Annotated in this window: 15 protein-coding genes; 8 read left to right on the plus strand and 7 right to left on the minus strand. The window is 43.1% G+C overall.

The genetic code is table 11. The features are described 5' to 3' along the window. Positions 1-122: 122 nt before the first annotated feature. Positions 123-1,490: a YjiH family protein gene (locus C9J38_RS19600; protein WP_107208559.1), complete on the minus strand. Its 1,368-nt coding sequence runs from the start codon at positions 1,488-1,490 to the stop codon at positions 123-125. A gap of 459 nt (positions 1,491-1,949) precedes the next feature. Between C9J38_RS19600 and C9J38_RS19605 the strand changes: the two genes are divergently transcribed. Then, positions 1,950-2,537, plus strand: a complete 588-nt coding sequence (locus C9J38_RS19605; RefSeq protein ID WP_107208560.1) for a hypothetical protein — start codon at positions 1,950-1,952, stop codon at positions 2,535-2,537. A 563-nt stretch (positions 2,538-3,100) separates the two neighbouring features. On the opposite strand, the gene gorA is transcribed toward C9J38_RS19605, so the two are convergent. Both gorA and C9J38_RS19615 read right to left on the minus strand, forming a co-directional pair. Beyond that, a complete protein-coding gene (gorA, locus tag C9J38_RS19610; protein WP_107208561.1) occupies positions 3,101-4,456 on the minus strand; it encodes a glutathione-disulfide reductase in 1,356 nt (451 codons plus the stop codon). 206 nt (positions 4,457-4,662) lie between these two features. After that, positions 4,663-5,502, minus strand: coding sequence for a 23S rRNA (adenine(2030)-N(6))-methyltransferase RlmJ (locus C9J38_RS19615; protein ID WP_107208562.1), 840 nt, complete (start codon positions 5,500-5,502; stop codon positions 4,663-4,665). A gap of 216 nt (positions 5,503-5,718) precedes the next feature. Between C9J38_RS19615 and prlC the strand changes: the two genes are divergently transcribed. Beyond that, entirely contained in the window at positions 5,719-7,761 is a 2,043-nt protein-coding gene (prlC, locus tag C9J38_RS19620; RefSeq protein WP_107208563.1) for an oligopeptidase A, read from the plus strand. A 64-nt stretch (positions 7,762-7,825) separates the two neighbouring features. On the opposite strand, the gene gppA is transcribed toward prlC, so the two are convergent. Both gppA and rhlB read right to left on the minus strand, forming a co-directional pair. Beyond that, positions 7,826-9,316: a guanosine-5'-triphosphate,3'-diphosphate diphosphatase gene (gppA, locus tag C9J38_RS19625; RefSeq protein WP_107208576.1), complete on the minus strand. Its 1,491-nt coding sequence runs from the start codon at positions 9,314-9,316 to the stop codon at positions 7,826-7,828. A gap of 22 nt (positions 9,317-9,338) precedes the next feature. Next, positions 9,339-10,652, minus strand: coding sequence for an ATP-dependent RNA helicase RhlB (gene rhlB, locus C9J38_RS19630; protein ID WP_107208564.1), 1,314 nt, complete (start codon positions 10,650-10,652; stop codon positions 9,339-9,341). Between the two features lie 112 nt (positions 10,653-10,764). On the opposite strand from rhlB, the gene trxA reads away from it, so the two are divergent. The 6 genes from trxA (at position 10,765) to fre (ending at position 16,781) form a co-directional block, all read left to right on the plus strand. Further along, positions 10,765-11,091: a thioredoxin TrxA gene (gene trxA / locus C9J38_RS19635; RefSeq protein ID WP_005372169.1), complete on the plus strand. Its 327-nt coding sequence runs from the start codon at positions 10,765-10,767 to the stop codon at positions 11,089-11,091. Positions 11,092-11,288: 197 nt separating this feature from the next. Then, the gene (rho, locus tag C9J38_RS19640; protein ID WP_005372168.1) at positions 11,289-12,554 is read left to right on the plus strand and encodes a transcription termination factor Rho; all 1,266 of its coding nucleotides are present in this window, start codon (positions 11,289-11,291) and stop codon (positions 12,552-12,554) included. A 126-nt stretch (positions 12,555-12,680) separates the two neighbouring features. After that, positions 12,681-13,694, plus strand: coding sequence for a hypothetical protein (locus C9J38_RS19645; RefSeq protein WP_107208565.1), 1,014 nt, complete (start codon positions 12,681-12,683; stop codon positions 13,692-13,694). A gap of 167 nt (positions 13,695-13,861) precedes the next feature. After that, positions 13,862-15,721 carry a 4-hydroxy-3-polyprenylbenzoate decarboxylase gene (ubiD, locus tag C9J38_RS19650; RefSeq protein ID WP_107208577.1) on the plus strand — a complete coding sequence of 620 codons (1,860 nt, stop codon included), beginning with the start codon at positions 13,862-13,864 and terminating at the stop codon, positions 15,719-15,721. Between the two features lie 73 nt (positions 15,722-15,794). After that, complete coding sequence (locus tag C9J38_RS19655) at positions 15,795-16,061, plus strand: 2Fe-2S iron-sulfur cluster-binding protein (protein ID WP_181319886.1); 267 nt, start codon at positions 15,795-15,797, stop codon at positions 16,059-16,061. Between the two features lie 9 nt (positions 16,062-16,070). Further along, positions 16,071-16,781 (plus strand): NAD(P)H-flavin reductase, encoded by a 711-nt coding sequence (fre, locus tag C9J38_RS19660; protein WP_107208566.1) that lies wholly within the window; start codon positions 16,071-16,073, stop codon positions 16,779-16,781. 64 nt (positions 16,782-16,845) lie between these two features. Here the strand turns inward: fre and C9J38_RS19665 are convergent, their stop codons facing one another. Both C9J38_RS19665 and C9J38_RS19670 read right to left on the minus strand, forming a co-directional pair. Continuing rightward, positions 16,846-17,718 (minus strand): carboxylate/amino acid/amine transporter, encoded by an 873-nt coding sequence (locus C9J38_RS19665; RefSeq protein ID WP_107208567.1) that lies wholly within the window; start codon positions 17,716-17,718, stop codon positions 16,846-16,848. A gap of 146 nt (positions 17,719-17,864) precedes the next feature. Next, positions 17,865-18,287, minus strand: a complete 423-nt coding sequence (locus C9J38_RS19670) for a universal stress protein (protein WP_107208568.1) — start codon at positions 18,285-18,287, stop codon at positions 17,865-17,867. Between the last annotated feature and the right edge of the window lie 137 nt (positions 18,288-18,424).

Below are 18,424 nucleotides of genomic sequence, written 5' to 3' on the forward strand. Positions count from 1 at the left end.
TAAAATGCGATAAGATTAACGAAATTGCTGGCTGGCATTAAGTCTAATGCTTTAGCTACATCAATATTTTGATAATAAAAAAGGCGACCAATGGCCGCCTTTTTTATCAGTGAAACTCAAATTTAGAATAGTAAATGTGCCATGCCTGCAATCACAGGCAAGGTGACCAGTGTACGTAGGATGAAAATTACAAATAGTTCCCACGCTTTAACGGGTACTTTACTACCGATCAGCAGTGCACCAATTTCAGACATGTAGATAAGTTGTGTCACTGACATTGCTGCGATGATAAAACGGGTCATGTCGCTTTCAATGGTTGAGGCCAAAATAGATGGCAAGAACATATCAGCGAAACCCACCACAATCGTCTTTGATGCCGCTTCCGCTTCTGGAATGTGCAGCAATTCTAAGAACGGAATAAATGGCATACCTAAGTAATCAAATAGTGGTGTATTTTCTGCAATTACCAGCGCGATAGTACCAATTGCCATAACAACAGGCAGTACGCCAAACACCATATCTACGGCATTTTTCACACCATCTAACGCAATTGCTGGAATACTTTTAACTTCAGCTGCTTTCTTTAGTGCTTGGTGTAAACCGTAAGAGAAAACGTTGTGACCTTGTGGCACATTTTCATCATGTTGACTCTCTGTTGTGCCATCAATGTAGATGTTTTTCTTACGTGATAGTGGCGGTAGACGAGGCACAATAATTGCCGCGACAAGACCAGCAAGGCATACCGTTAAGTAGAACGGTGCAAACATGTGCTCTAAGTTAACTTGCGCGATCACGACTAAGCTAAAGGTAATAGATACCGCTGAAAAGGTTGTACCAATAATGGCCGCTTCACGTTGGGTGTACATTCCCGATTCGTATTGCTTACTGGTCAATAATACGCCTACCGAGCCATCACCTAACCAAGATGCAATGCAGTTAACGGATGAACGGCCAGGCAAACCAAAAATCGGACGCATGATTCGAGTAAATAAAGTGCCGAAAAATTCCAGTAGACCAAAATTGAGTAGAAGCGGCAGTAGCAAACCGGCAAAAATAAATACTGAGAATAGAACAGGTAGTAAATCGTTTAATACAAGACCGCCTGTCGCGTCGTTACGAAACATTACAGGGCCAATATTAAAGTACGCCATAACAGCAAAGATAGCACCAAGCTGTTGAACCACAAACCACATTGGTGATGGGTTTAGTAAGCCATTTAAAAAACCATTGCGTGTAATAAACCCTGGCTTAAACACTTTAGTGATGATCGACATGATAGCTGTAAAGCTGATCACGCCTGTCACAATCGATGTCAGTGAATGTTCAAACTGCGCTTGAATAGTTTTCGCTAAAACAGCGATAGGGATTGTAATGTCACCATTAAAATTAATCGGTGCCATAAAAAGAAAGACACCAATTAATGATGGGATAATGAACATTAGCCAGGTGTTTAAGGTGTTTTTAGGTGGTGCTACTGCTTGGTTATGCATCTTGATTTACAACCTACTGATAGAAACTGCCGAATAAATAGGAATACCCTCTATAGACCCTGTGAGAATAACTATTCACTGGTTTTCCATATTTAGGGAGGGAGAGATTACATTCTTTTAATAAAGCATGGAATAGTTGACTGGTAAAAAATGGTTAATTATGTAAATGTTTTTTGATTTTATTCTGATTTTTATGTGTTTAGTAAACGTTATGATTTAACAAATTAATAAAAATTAGTGTGTTATGACTATTATACTGTGATGGGTATTTGACTCATTATTCTAGAGGTTCTAGATACTCTTCTCATTTGCGCAATATTATTACTTATATGTAATAGTGTTTTTGCTTTGGCAGGGATTATGTTTTTCTTTGTAATGGTTATAATGATGACATTAAACAATATGTTGTATTTATTGCTTTAGCTTAATTATAACGTTACCAATTTATTGAGGTTTGCTATGACAGAACAACATCATAATCATTTTCACGTTGGTCAAATTATTGAAAATCATCCATTTGCAGCGGGAGATGGTGCTGTTCTGGAAATGTTCCGCAATGATATGACGAATGTTGTTTTTCTTGGTTTAGAGAACATTACTGAAGATGAACAACAACTGCTTGCTGAATCAGGTGCTGAGTTTGGTGTATTAAGCACTGAAAATGGCGGTTGTTTAGTGGTACTAAAACTCGGTGATCTGGCGTTTGATATTCAGTTTAATGCTGCAGTGATCCCTAATGAGTTTTTTGCACAACCTGCTGAAGATACAGCTTCATTAACATTAAACATGATGGCTGTTGATACACAAAGCAATGAAATGAAAGTGATCCGTGAGTTTTCATTGCCAGCAGAAGTTAGCCATAAATTAATTGATGTGGTTAACAAGCAGCGTGAAATCGAAGATGTGATGGCTGTGAATGCAGAAAACATGCATTTACTAAACACTATCAGCACTGAAGAGTTGCTAAAACAAATCACGCTTACGCAAATTCAAAGTGTGATTGCGCCAAGCTGTAGTTGTGGTCATGATCACCACCATCATCACTAATTAATGAATATATTTAAAAAAACATCGCCTTTGCGCGGTGTTTTTTTTCGTCTTAATTACACTTACGCTGTCGTGATTAAAAAACGTCAGGCCAAAGATTGAGTGGTAGAGGGTATATAGCAAAAGGGCTTTGAACATGCCGTTCAAAGCCCTTTCTAAATTCTTTTTTCAGTAAGGTATTTTAATGCTTACTTATTGTTGCCGTTTTTGTATAGAGAAGAAAACGCTGGAGTGTATAGAGCAACAATTTTATTTACGATGCGAGTCATGGAATTACCTATAAAGTTTAAGCTGTTTTTACTGTACAACCTTCGCCCAACCCTAAGATATATAGGCATTCAGTCGTGTTTCGATGCGCGAATTATAGATATTTTTGGAACATTGAAAAATGAAAAAAACTAGTGTTTTAGTATTAGTTTTACTAATGAATTGGCGGTGTGTGTTAATAGGTAAAAATACGCTTTTAAACTAAGCTCTTTCGGTATCGTTGATAAAAGCAATAGCATAAAAAAGGCGATGTATTTCACTACATCGCCTTATCTATATTAGGTTCGTGTTAATGCCTAGCGCATTGTCACAAATTCCTCAGAGCCTGTTGGGTGAATAGCCACAACGCTATCAAAATCAGCTTTTGTTGCGCCCATCTTCATCGCGACACCAAAGCCTTGGATCATTTCGTCAACCGCGAAACCAATACCGTGTAGACCGACTACTTTCTCGTCATCGCCTGCACAGATCAGCTTCATCTTACATGGTTGACGGTGCGCAGTAACTGCGGTGTACATTGCTGTGAAGCCTGACTTGTACACTTTCACGTTTTCTTCGCCGTATTGCGCAATCGCTTCAGCTTCAGTAAGACCGATAGTACCGATTGGTGGGTGGCTAAATACTACTGTAGGGACTAATTTGTAGTCCATCTTCGCATCAGGTTTGTTGTTAAATAGACGCTCAGAAAGCTGACGACCTGCTTTAACTGCTACAGGTGTTAGTTCGATACCGCCTTCCATGATGTCACCGACACAGTAGATACCAGGAACGTTAGTTTGTTGGTATTCATCCACTTTGATGAAACCACGGTTATTGGTTTCAACACCCGCAGCGGCTAGGTTGATGGCATCTGTAGTTGGCTCACGACCGATAGCCCAGATCAGTACGTCAGTATTGTGTGATTCACCGTTTTCAAAGTACAGCGTGATTGAGCCGTCTTTTTCTTTCACTACTTCTTTTGGCACAGATTGCGTATGTAACGCTGGCCCTTCAGCTGCCATAACTTCAACTAGCGTATCTACAATCATTGGATCGAAGCTACGTAGTGGTGATTCTTTACGTACGAATAAGTGCGTATCTGTACCTAGTGCATTTAATACACCAGCGATTTCAACGGCAATGTAACCTGCACCAATGATAGCGGCACGTTTTGGTTGCTCTTTTAGTTCGAAGAAACCGTTAGAGTCGATACCGTAGTGTGCGCCTTGGATTGCAGGAATTGATGGACGGCCACCAACAGCAATAAGAATGTGATCAGCGGTGTAGTGTTCACCGTTTACTTCAACAGTTTTCTGGTCAACGAAATGGGCAAAACCGTTGATCACTTCAACTTTGTTATTGCCTAGTACATTGTCGTAAGAAGTGTGGATACGGCTGATGTAAGCTTCACGGCTTTCGACCAGTTTGCTCCAGTCAAAACCTTTTACATCAACATTGAAGCCGTAATCTTTTGCGTAAAGGTGCATAGCTTCAGCGATTTGAGCACCGTGCCACATCACTTTTTTAGGTACACAACCTACGTTTACACAAGTACCGCCGAGTGCTTTTGCTTCGATAATCGCAACTTTTGCACCATACATTGCAGCACGGTTTGCCGATGCAATACCGCCGCTACCACCGCCGATACAGATGTAATCAAAATGCTTTGCCATGACTTTACTCCATTAATATTCGTTATATTCGTGACGAGCTATTGAGCTAGTGTAATAAAGATTGGGGTGCCTGACGAGGATTTAAAATCGGAAAATACGATTGATTTGCTATTAAATCATCGGAAATTGAGATTGTGGCACGAATTATCTGGTACAGGCAGCATACACTGCCTGTATTTAAAGGGAGGAAAGATTGCCAATGGAGCTTATTCAGGCACAACCCATTCAACGGTGTGGTGACCATGATTAGGCGCAATGGCTTGCTGTAACCAAGGTAGAATGTCACGCATTTGGCTTTCTAGCTTCCAAGGCGGGTTAATCACAATCATGCCTGATGCTGTCATACCGCGCTCTTCACTATCAGGCTCTACACCCAGTTCAATTTGTAAGATTTTGGGGATATTTAAATCTTTTAAGCCTTGAAGCATGTTGTCGATAGTTTCACGATAAACCACAGGGTACCAAATCGCATAGGTACCTGTCGCCCAACGTTGATGGCTTTGCTTGATCGCTTTTACTACATCTTGGTATTCATGTTTAAGTTCATAGGGGGGATCGATCAGTACCACACCGCGACGCTCTTTCGGCGGTAGGGTCGCTTTTAAGCGAGCAAAGGCATCTTCTTTATACATTTTTACTTGGCGATCGCCACGGAACTCTTGCAGGAGTAGAGGGAAATCACTTGGGTGAAGTTCGGTGAGTACCATACGGTCTTGATCACGGATTTGTGCGCGTGCCACTTTTGGAGAGCCTGGGTAGTAACGCAGCTCTTCGCCGTGATTAAGATCTTTAATCGTTTCAATGTAGCTTTGGATCGCTTCAGGGATATCATCACGTGACCAAATACGTGCAATACCTTGTTTAAATTCACCGGTTTTTTCGCTGCGCTCATCTTGCAGATCGTAACGACCTACACCTGAGTGGGTATCGTGATAGACGAAAGGTTTATCTTTCTGCTTGAGTGCATCCAAAATTAAGCTTTGAACAATGTGTTTAACCACGTCGGCATGGTTGCCAGCATGGAAGCTGTGACGATAACTCAGCATGAAATCAATCTCTATCGGTATATAAAAGGAGAGGGGTTAAACAGTATTATCGTTAATTCTCACCTATTATCCAACCATGACACCACCTTTAGAGTGAACAATCATGAGTAAATGCGTGAATTCTTGCCTTTTTATACACTAAACCACGCAAACGATTGAAATTTACCTATCGCGGGCGCATGTTAATAATAAGATAAAAAAATAAAGGAAAAGCGTATGTCTAACCCATTATTGACGATGACCGATTTGCCACCGTTTGCTCATATTAAACCTGAGCATATTAAGCCCGCGGTTGAACAAGCGATCGCAGATTGTCGTGAAAATGTAGAATCTGTGTTGATGGAAATGGCAGAGCCAACTTGGGAAACCATCTGTGCGCCTTTAGCTGAAACTGATGATCGCCTAGGTCGTATTTGGTCACCTGTCGGTCATCTTAATGGCGTGAAAAATAGTGCTGAATTACGTGAAGCGTATGAAAGCTGTTTGCCTCTGTTATCTGATTACAGTACCTGGGTTGGACAACACAAAGGATTGTATGAAGCCTATAAAGCGATTAAAGCGAGCGATAAATTTGCGTCGTTGAATAAAGCGCAGCAAAAGTCGATCAAAGACGCCTTAAAAGAATTTGAGCTATCAGGTATTGGCTTACCTGCACAAGAGCAAGCGCGTTACGGTGAGATCAGTAAACGCTTATCTGAGCTATCTTCAACCTTTAGTAATAACGTGTTAGATGCCACCATGGCATGGAACAAGGTCATTACTGATGTTGAGCAATTAAGCGGTTTGCCTGAATCGGTTTTGCTTGCGGCAAAAGCGAACGCAGAAGCGAAAGAGAAAGAAGGGTATTTATTCACTCTAGAAATGCCGTCGTACTTACCGGTAATGACTTACTGTGATAATCGTGAACTCCGTGCTGAAATGTATGAAGCGTTCGGTACCCGTGCCTCAGATCGTGGTCCTAATGCAGGTGAATTTGATAACACTGAAGTCATTGCAGAAAAACTGAAACTGAGCCACGAACTGGCTCGTATGTTAGGGTTTAACAGCTACAGTGAAAAATCACTGGCGACCAAAATGGCGGAATCTACCGAGCAAGTGTTAGGTTTCTTAAATGATCTTGCTGATCGTGCGAAGCCACAAGGTGAGCGTGAGGTGGCTGAGCTACGTGAATATGCTAAGAATGAATATGGTATCGACGATCTACAGCCATGGGATTTTGCTTACTATTCAGAGAAGCTAAAACAACATCGTTACAGCATTTCAGATGAAGAATTACGTCCATATTTCCCTGAAAAGAAAGTCGTTGCAGGTCTCTTTGAGGTATTAAAGCGTGTGTTTGGTTTAGAGATCAAACAACGTGAAGGTGTAGAAGTTTGGCATGATTCGGTAACGTTTTATGACATCTTTGATAATAAAGGCAAACTTCGCGGTAGCTTTTATCTTGATCTTTACGCCCGTGATCATAAACGTGGTGGTGCGTGGATGGACGAATGCATGGTTCGTCGCACCCGTATTGATGGCACACTACAAACCCCAGTAGCCTACTTAACTTGTAACTTTAACCGTCCGATTGGCGATAAGCCGGCATTGTTTACTCACAATGAAGTCGTAACCTTGTTCCATGAAACGGGCCACGGTATTCATCACATGCTAACGCAAGTTGATGTAGCGTCAGTATCAGGTATTAACGGTGTGCCATGGGATGCGGTAGAGCTACCAAGCCAGTTCCTAGAAAATTGGTGTTGGGAAGAAGAAGCACTGGCGTTTATTTCTGGTCACTATGAAACAGGCGAGCCACTACCAAAAGAAATGCTAGATAAGATGCTCGCAGCGAAGAACTTCCAATCAGCGATGTTTATTTTACGTCAGCTTGAGTTTGGTCTGTTCGATTTCACGCTATACACCGAATATGATCCAGAAGTGGGCGCACAGGTGTTAGATACCTTATTTAAAGTGAAATCACGTGTCTCAGTGGTACCAAGCCCAGAATGGGGACGTTTTCCACACAGCTTTAGTCATATTTTTGCTGGTGGCTATAGTGCAGGTTACTACAGCTATTTGTGGGCAGAATTATTGTCTTCTGATGCGTTTTCACGCTTTGAAGAGGAAGGCATTTTCAATCCGCTAACAGGTCAAGACTTCCTAACTTGTATTCTTGAGCAAGGGGGCAGTGAAGAGCCAATGGCGCTATTCAAACGCTTCCGTGGTCGAGAGCCTGAGCTAGATGCAATGCTGCGTCATAGTGGTATTACGGGTTAATTATGACTATTGCTGTATAAAAAAAAGGCTCCTTTAAGGAGCCTTTTTTGATCGAGTAGAATGTTTAGTCTTGCGATGTCACGACCATAGGCCAGCCCATATCTGTTTGACGGGTTGCTTCTTGGTGTAGCTCACTACGCGTTAGCGGGTTGTTGATCAGCCATTTTGCAGGCAACAGTAACGTTAACTTATCGTTATCAACTTGCAGGCTAAATGGCGGTAAACAATGGGTATCACGACGGTGGCACATAATCACGGCAATACGTAATAAACGCAGTAATCGCGCCGCGCTTTGAGCTGAGAGGGCATGTTGCTCAGGTAAGCTGGTGAGAGGACCAATGTAGCGACGTAAGATTTCGGCCAGTAAATGACGTTGAGCACGGGTAAAACCAGGAAGATCTAGGTGCTTGATTAGATAAGCTGCATGATCTGCACTTTTCTTAAATTCAATGCTTGTCCCTATCTCATGCAGTTTTACCGCCGCTTCCAATAAGTTTTGTGCTTGAGGCTCTAGTTGCCAATTTGGGCATTGGCTTAACATCGACATTGCCATATCGTTGACAATATCGGCATGTTCGGTATCAATTTGAAAGCGTTGCTGAACACTGTTTATGGTACGAGTACATACATCATGATGGCGCATTTGTTCCATCATTTCATACACCATGCCTTCACGTAGCGCGCCACCGGCTAGCGTCATAGATTCAATTTTTAATGACTCAAATAGCGCGATTAAAATTGATAAACCACTAGGGAATACTAATGCGCGTTCTAGTGTTAAACCTTCAATATCAAGATCTTCTAAGCGCTCGTATTGCATAGCTTGACGTTGTAAGCGCTTAAGCTTTTGCAAGGTAATGATTTCATCCATTCCTTGCGCCAGCATAATTTCTTGTAGTGCTTGTACCGTTCCACTGGCACCAACACAAGATTCCCAACCGAGTTCGGTATAGCGTTCAATGATCGGTTCAATGACTTCTTTGGCGCCATTAATCGCCGCCTCGAAGTTGGCTGAAGTGAGGTAGCGATCTTTAAAGTAACGTTCAAGCCAAGTCACACAACCAATTTTTAAGCTGGTTAAAGCGCTGCTATCAAACCCTTTGCCAATAATAACTTCAGTGCTGGCACCGCCGATATCGACCACTAAACGTTTATCACTACCACCAGAGGTGTGCGCCACCCCTTGATAGATAATGCGGGCTTCTTCTTCACCCGGAATAATATTGACCGGATAACCAAGAATAGCCTTCGCCTTGGAAAGAAATTCTTCTGCGTTCACTGCTGTACGTAAGGCGGCAGTACCAACGATACGGATATGGTCGGCTTTGATATCTTGTAAGCGTTCGGCAAAGAGAGCCAAACAATCAAGGCCACGCTGCATCGCTTCTTCGCTGAGTACATTTTGGTTGTTAAGCCCTGCGGCTAAACGCACTTTACGTTTGATTTTCGCGAGTGTCTGAACACTGCCATTTACTTCGCGCACAATCCACATGTGGAAACTATTTGAGCCGAGATCAATGGCGGCATAAAGCGGTGATACTGAATTTCTTTCCATAGACATACATTACTTATCGTTATTACGCAGGCTTATTGTTTTGAGGCGGACGACGGCGATTATTGCGCGAACGTTGTTGCCCTTGACCTTGGCCTTGACGTTGAGTGTTACGGCGACCACCTTGACGAGGATTTCGTTGGAGGCGGATCGGTGCTGGAAGATCGTCTAACAATGCTTCTGAATCATACTTTGACTGTGGAATACCATGTTCAATGTAAGTTTCAATAGCGGTTAGGTTAATAGCGTACTCTTCACAAGCAAAACTGATTGAGTGACCACTTAGGCCTGCACGACCTGTACGACCAATACGGTGTACATAATCTTCTGCATCATCAGGGAGATCGTAGTTAAATACGTGCGTTACTGCAGGGATATGCAAACCACGTGCAGCGACATCGGTCGCGACTAAGATATCAACATCACCGTTGGTGAATTGATCCAAAATACGCTCACGTTTTTTCTGTGGCACATCGCCAGTTAGCAAACCAACACGATGACCATCAGCAGCTAAGTGACCCCAAACATCTTCACAGCGGTGCTTGGTATTAGCAAAAATAATTGCGCGTTCTGGCCACTCTTCCTCGATCAACGTTTGTAATAAACGCATTTTTTCTTGGTTAGATGGGTAGAACAATTCTTCTTGAATGCGGTGGCCCGTTTTTTGTTCCGGCTCAACGACAACGCTTTCAGGACTATTCATATGTTCAAATGCTAATTCTTTCACACGGTAGGACAATGTGGCTGAGAATAGCAGGCTTAAACGCTCGCTCGGTGCTGGCATGCGACGGAACAAGAAGCGAATGTCTTTAATAAAACCTAAATCGAACATACGATCGGCTTCATCAAGTACTACGACTTGAATGCTCGCTAAATCAATAACACGTTGCTTGTAGAAATCAATAATACGGCCACACGTACCGATTAAGATATCCACACCCTCATCAAGAATCGCTTTTTGCTTCTCGTAAGGTTCGCCACCGTAAGCGAGACCGGCTTTCAAGCCCGTACTTGCAATCAGTGATGATGCATCATTATAAATTTGGATCGCCAATTCACGCGTAGGCGCCATGATAATGGCACGCGGTTGATTGGTTTTTCGATGTGCAGGCGCAGCAGTCTCCAATAAATGGTTAAAAGTAGCGGTTAGGAAGGCAATGGTTTTACCCGTACCTGTTTGAGCCTGTCCCGCGATATCATGGCCAGTGAGCATAACTGGCAATGCCAAGGCTTGGATCGGGGTACAATTATGGAACCCTTTATCATCCAATCCTTTTAAAACTAGAGGGTTTAACCCTAGCTCGGCAAATTTCCGCTCTGTGATGTGAGTCGTCTTCATTGCTATAGAATATCAGCTTAGGGTTGCAATACGAAACGTATTCCATTCAAATAGGGTAACGATTTGCTGGTAAAATAAGATCAGCTAACAAAATCAACTGTTGGAGTGGAAGATGAGCGACAAGATTGTGCAGCTTACAGATGCGAGTTTTGACACTGATGTAATCAATGCTGCTGGCCCGGTATTAGTCGATTTTTGGGCTGAATGGTGTGGTCCATGTAAAATGATTGCCCCTATTCTTGACGAAATCGCTGATGAATACGAAGGCAAGCTAACGATTGGTAAATTAAATATTGATCAGAATGCGGAAACACCGCCGAAGTTTGGTATTCGTGGTATTCCGACATTACTGCTGTTTAAAGACGGTGGTGTAGCGGCAACAAAGGTTGGCGCGCTGTCGAAAACACAGCTTAAAGAGTTCTTAGACGCGAACCTATAAGTGCAATTTTACAAACCATGGACAATTTGTAAGTTGTACATGGTTTGTCTAACGTCTATGCTAGACGGATAGAACGTTTAGTGTTACCTTAGCGCACAGAAATTACATTTTCGTTCATTTCTTGACCAGGCCCTATTGGTCATCTTTATCTCAACTAATATAGAACCCCGATTTTGACAGACAAGAAACCCACCACTATGAACCTTACAGAATTAAAGAGCCAACCGATTTCTAAGTTGGTATCACTTGGCGAAAGTTTAGGATTAGAAAACCTTGCCCGCTTGAGAAAGCAAGACATCATCTTCTCCATTCTTAAGCAGCATGCGAAGAGTGGTGAGGATATTTTTGGCGATGGTGTTCTAGAAATATTACAAGATGGCTTCGGCTTCCTTCGTAGCGCTGATAGTTCTTACCTTGCTGGCCCTGATGATATTTATGTATCACCAAGTCAAATCCGTCGTTTTAACTTACGTACTGGCGATACCATTGCCGGAAAAATTCGTCCACCAAAAGACGGTGAGCGTTACTTTGCACTACTGAAAGTTAACGAAGTAAACTACGACAAGCCAGACAACGCCCGCAATAAGATCCTATTTGAAAACCTTACCCCACTGCATGCAAACTCACGTATGCGTATGGAACGTGGTAACGGTTCTACAGAAGACATCACAGCACGTGTTCTTGATTTAGCATCACCTATCGGTAAAGGCCAGCGTGGTCTGATTGTTGCTCCGCCAAAAGCGGGTAAAACAATGCTACTTCAAAACATTGCCCAAAGTATTGCCCATAACCACCCTGAGTGTGAGTTAATGGTATTGCTTATTGATGAGCGTCCAGAAGAAGTGACCGAGATGCAACGCCTTGTAAAAGGCGAAGTGATTGCATCAACGTTTGATGAGCCAGCATCACGTCACGTACAAGTGGCTGAAATGGTAATTGAAAAAGCAAAACGTTTAGTAGAGCACAAGAAAGATGTGGTTATCTTACTTGACTCAATTACACGTCTAGCACGTGCATACAACACCGTAATTCCTTCTTCTGGTAAGGTATTAACTGGTGGTGTAGATGCCAACGCCCTTCACCGTCCTAAGCGCTTCTTTGGTGCTGCACGTAACGTAGAAGAAGGCGGTAGCTTAACTATCATCGCAACAGCACTCGTTGATACTGGTTCGAAAATGGATGAAGTTATCTACGAAGAATTTAAAGGTACAGGTAACATGGAACTTCACCTTTCTCGTAAGATCGCTGAGAAACGTGTATTCCCTGCTATTGATATCAACCGCTCAGGTACGCGTCGTGAAGAGCTACTAGCGAAAGCGGACGAGCTACAGAAGATGTGGATTCTACGTAAGATCGTTCACCCAATGAGCGAAACTGACAGCATGGAATTCTTAATTGATAAGCTATCAATGACGAAGACTAATGATGAATTCTTTGATGCGATGCGTCGTCAGAAGTCATAATACGCTGTACTGAGTCACAGATTTTGAAAACGTCGCCCACGGGCGGCGTTTTTTATTGACAGAAATTACCTTGTATTGCGATGGTATGGGTAAGGAAGAAGAGTTTTACTTCGCTAGGGAGGCGTTATGTTACGACATTGGTGTGCGCTAGGCTTGCTGATCGCCTCGGCATTACAGCCTATTTCTGCGACAGAGATAACCGAAGCGAAAATCCAGCATATTAAGCAAATGCCACAATTTGTTGCTCACATTGAGGCGCTCAAACCTTATTATGATCACAGTGATTTTCAGTCATTGGAGATTCTGCTTGATCAACTCCCGCCATTAACTCAAGAAGTGGCTCGTAGCCAGTTGATCAAATACGCCAGCGAAGTCGGTCGTTTTAACACTGCTCGTATTGCGTGGCTCAAAATTCAAGCGAAGCGACAATCACCGTTTACTATTACCGAGCAAGGTGACGGTTATACCGTCAGCCGAATGGCTTTCTTTTATAGTAATCAAGCCAATGGGCTGCTGCGTGAGTGGAAAAAAGACTTAGTGAGCCAGCGAGCTGTGATTAACTTAGAGCGAGGAAAATTGACGTTATCTGAATGGCTAAAAGGCGATTTAGAGCAGCAACAGAAGCGCAGCCAAGTGATTGCACGTGCGATCGCGCAATTATCACCGCCAGCAATTAATGCGCTGGTTGAGCAGTTTCATTCAGATCCTCAGCTGATTTGGCTGCCAGATAACAGCATCTTAGCAACCTTAGCAGCACACTCTAATGATGCGAAGTTGTATGATGTGTTATGGCGTCGCCGTACCGATCAATACAGCTTGGCAGAATTAAACCGTTTATCTCAAGTTACCGCTTCTGATTTTGTGGTAAGCCAATTAATTGCAGCAACAGCAAACCCTTCATTAAAAGAGTCAGCATACCGCGCTTTAACCAGTTTTAAGCCATTGCCTGATAAAGCCAAAATCTTTTTACAGAACCAGTTAGGTAACGAAATAGAACGTTTGTTGATCACGCCTCACTTGCTTAAGCAAGGTCATGGTCACTGGTTACAACAACTCTTAACTGCCAGCAGTGATCCTGATTTAGTTGCTCATATAGAAGAGTTGTTATCGATGGGCTCAGTGTCTGCAATGAAACCCTAACCCCTTTATTTACTAGGGTGATAACCAGCTTAATTGAAACATCTGGTGGCGAAATTAGACCGCAGAACGGGTGTTTTAGCCTCTACAACTGGTTATACTAGCGAAAATCATTCTCATCACTACGCTGTTATTTTCGGTTATGGCGTAGCTCAATCGTGGTATCAGATATGAAATTCAAGGATCTGCGAGACTTCATCGCCTATTTAGAACAAAACGGGCAATTGAAGCGAATTAAGCAAGCAGTCGATCCCGATCAAGAAATAACAGAAATTAGCGATCGCACTTTACGTGCTGGTGGTCCTGCGCTTTTGTTTGAAAATCCTATTGGTTACAACATGCCAGTGCTTGCCAACTTGTTTGGTACGCCACAGCGTGTTGCGATGGGAATGGGGCGCACAGAAGTGAAAGAGTTGCGCGAAGTCGGTAAATTATTAGCGTATTTAAAAGAGCCTGAGCCACCTCGTGGTTTTCGTGAAGCGTTAGATAAGATCCCAGCATTTAAGCAAGTACTCAATATGCCAGTGAAGCGTCTGCGCAATGCGCCGTGCCAAGAAATTGTGTGGCAAGGTGATGAGGTTGATTTAGATAAAATCCCTGTAATGAGCTGTTGGCCTGATGATGTGGCACCACTGCTTACATGGGGCTTAACCATCACTAAAGGACCACATAAAAAGCGCCAAAACTTAGGGATTTATCGTCAGCAAAAAATCGCGAAAAATAAAATCATTATGCGCTGGTTGGCTCACCGTGGTGGGGCATTAGATCTGCGTGAATGGATGGAAACTCATCCGGGTGAGAAATTCCCAATTACTGTCGCTTTTGGTGCCGATCCTGCCACGATTTTAGGCGCAGTAACGCCAATTCCAGATACCTTATCTGAGTACGCTTTTGCAGGCTTACTGCGTGGGCGTCGTACTGAAGTGGTGAAAAGTTTAACCAATGACTTAGATGTGCCAGCAAGCGCTGAAATTGTCATGGAAGGCTATATCGACCCTGAAGAATTTGCAGATGAAGGCCCGTATGGCGATCACACGGGTTACTATAACGAGAAAGAGCGTCATCACGTCTTTACCATCACGCATATCACCATGCGTAACGATCCGATTTATCACAGTACTTACACAGGTCGTCCGCCCGATGAGCCTGCGGTATTAGGTGTGGCACTGAACGAAGTCTTTGTGCCGATTTTGCAAAAGCAATTTCCTGAGATAGTTGATTTCTACCTGCCACCAGAAGGTTGTTCATACCGTATGGCGGTGGTGACGATGAAGAAGCAATATCCGGGTCATGCCAAACGTGTGATGATGGGCGTATGGTCTTTCTTGCGCCAGTTCATGTACACCAAGTATGTGATTGTGTGTGATGAAAGTGTCGATGCCCGTAATTGGGACAGTGTGGTGTCTGCGATGACAACTCACATGGAGCCAGTACGTGATACCTTGTTCATTGATAACACCCCAATTGACTCGTTAGATTTTGCTTCGCCTGTGGTTGGACTTGGCTCTAAAATGGGCTTAGATGCAACGGTGAAATGGGATGCTGAGCTTGCTAGTACACCATCGATTGCCGCCAAATATGATGAGCAATTTGATGTTGATGCGGGCATGGCTGCTTTGCGTGACGCTTATCCTGAGATCCTTGATATTTACGTACCGACGGCAAGTAAGCAGCAGATGGCGATTGTAAGTATTACCAATACCGAATCGGATCAGGCGCAACGTGTGATGCAAGGTGTTTGGGACTTCATGGCGCAGTTTAGTGATGCAAAATTTGTCATCTTGTGTGATCAAGACGTCAACGTGCGTGATTGGAACGATGTTATTTGGGCGATCACTACACGTATGGATCCTAGCCGTGATACGGTACAACTAGCGCCAACATTAGACCAAAGTAGTAAGCTTGGATTAGATGCTACTAATAAATGGCCTGATGCTGTGGCACGTGAATGGGGTAACCCAATAGTTAAGAATCCGCAAGTTGTCGCGAGAATAGATGCGATTTGGGACCAACTTGGGATCGAGAAGTAACGGTTTATCGCTATACTGAGCGGTAGAGTGAGTATTATTTATTGCTGCTTCAAATAGTAAGTAGTAAGAGAAAATTATGTATCAAGTACGCCTGTTGCCAAACAACATCACCTTTACTGCGTCAACGCAGCAAACGGTATTACAAGCAGCGCTCGACGCAGGCATTACTTTTCCCAATCGCTGTCAGGTAGGGGCATGTGCAATGTGTATGTGCCGTAAAACATCCGGTGAAGTGAGTTATCAGTTAGCGCCAATGCTCACTGAAAAAGAACAAGCGGAAGGATGGATTTTTACCTGCCAAGCGGTAGCGGAAAGTGACTTGGTGTTAACGTTAGACTAGAGGAAAACCATGTCTATCCAGTGCGAAGTAAAGTCAGTACAACCCTTAGCCGCGAACACGTATCGCATTTTGTTAAAGCCTGAGCAGGCGATTGATTTCAAAGCGGGACAATACCTGCTTGCGGTAATGGGCGAGAAAGATAAACGTCCATTTTCAATTGCTAGTAGCCCATGCCGTGAAGGCGAGCTTGAGCTACATATTGGTGCGGCAGAGCAAAATGCGTATGCATTAGAAGTCGTAGAAGCGATGAAAGCAGCATTAGATTGCAATGAGCCTGTCGTGGTTGATGCAGCCCACGGTGATGCATGGCTGCGCCATGAAAGTGAGCGTCCACTACTAATGATCGCCGGTGGTACTGGTTTTTCTTATATCCGTAGCATGCTTGATAACTGCATTAGCCGTGGTTTAACCCAGCCTATTTTTGTGTATTGGGGTGGTCGTGGTATCGATCAGCTGTATGCGAATGAAGAGATGCAGGCGTTAGCAGCAAAACACGGCAACATTACCTATGTGCCTGTAGTTGAAAATGCCCCTGCAAACTGGTCAGGCAAAGTCGGTAATGTATTGGATGCTGTTGCAGAAGATTTTGTTTGCCTATCAGCGTACGACATCTACGTGTGTGGTCGTTTTGAAATGGCAGGTGCCGCCCGTGAGCGTTTCTGCAGTGATAAAAATGCGCAAAGAGAACATATGTTTGCTGACGCATTTGCGTTTATTTAACGATTAAATGTTTAAACCAAAGCCAGCGTTAAACGCTGGCTTTGTTGTTTTTATAACAAGCGATTTACCATTGGCTTTGCTGAACTTTGCGTTTCACCCAGGTTTCATTTAGCCACAGTGAAAACATTATGATCACGCCACCGACTATCAAACGTGAATAATCCACATCACGATTCCAAATCACGATATTCACAATCAACCCAGCAGGTACCAGTGCATTATTCATGATTGCCAGCGCGCCAGCATTGACTAACGTCGCCCCTTTATTCCAGATGAAATACCCTAAGCCTGAAGCAACGATACCAAGATAAACCAATATCCCCCATTGAGTATCGGTCATCGGTAGCTTGTCGTTATTGCCAAACAATAAGAACATCGGTAACGCGATACAGATAGCACCAATGTAAAACCAGCCAAATACCGTATGTTGTGGCAACTCTGTGGTTTCTTGTTCGATAATTCGCTTATAGCCCACTTGCCCGATAGCAAAACACAGGTTCGCCCCTTGGACGATGAAAAAGCCGATAATAAAGTTTTGGTTGATGCCTTCAAACTTGATCACAGCAGCACCCAGTACAGCGATTGCTGCGGTGAGCAAATACCACGGAGAAAACTGTTTATGGAGTGCATCGTAAATCAAAGTGACATAAATTGGGGTGAAAATAGTAAACAGTAATACTTCAGGCACACTGAGATATAAAAAAGATTGGTAGTAGAAGCAATACATAATCCCTAATTGGAAAGCGCCAACGATCATTAATTTGAGCGCTAATTTGGGATGAATATGTTTAAAGCGTAAAAAAGGGATAAAAACCAACGCGGCTAAACTGACACGAGTTAATACCGAAAACCAAGGGTCAACCTGACCTGCAAGGTAGACGCCAATTAAGCTAAAAGAAAACGCCCATAAAAGGGTGATGACAGATAAATATCCCATTACGCCAGCAACATCCATTTGAAAAATTAAGGGTATGCAGTGTAGCGAAAGTTAATCTTGTCGCCTATGAAAGATAGAGTAGAAAATAACAGGTATGAGCAGCAGCCAACGGTGTTGGCTGCTGGATTAAGAGGGGGATAGCGAGATTATTTCAGTGGAATCATTAATAAATCAACAGGCGTACGGCTTAGAAGTTGGCGGGTTGATGATAAGATTTTGCTCCAGAAATCTTGATGATGACCACAAATGACCAAATCAACATCCATGTTTTTTATCGCATGACAAATTTCTTCACTCAGATCACCGCTACCGACAAGGGTATGTGACACCGGATAGTGTGCTTTTTGTGCCAGTTGATGAAGGCGTGTTTGCGCATCATTTTCAGCACGCTCATGCATCTCTGCTAAATTAATATCAATGAGTCCGGTGTATAAATCAGCGTAATCAACATCGATATGGATCAGAGATAACTTCGCATCTAGGGCTTTGGCTAATAGCGCGGCCTTATGGACTAATACTTCGCTATCGTCTGATAAATCGATGGCGGCAAGGATATGTTTATAGACCATTAACTGACACTCCATATTCATTAGGTATGATTCATATTAGCATTGAGTATGGGGCAAAAATATCGATTTAGTCGCATCTTATTACGGAGTTGTGGTTAATTATTTTTCAAAAACAAGTAAGCGATTTTACTGTTGAT

It is taken from the genome of Photobacterium sp. GB-210, assembly GCF_003026075.1.
Lineage (GTDB): Bacteria > Pseudomonadota > Gammaproteobacteria > Enterobacterales > Vibrionaceae > Photobacterium.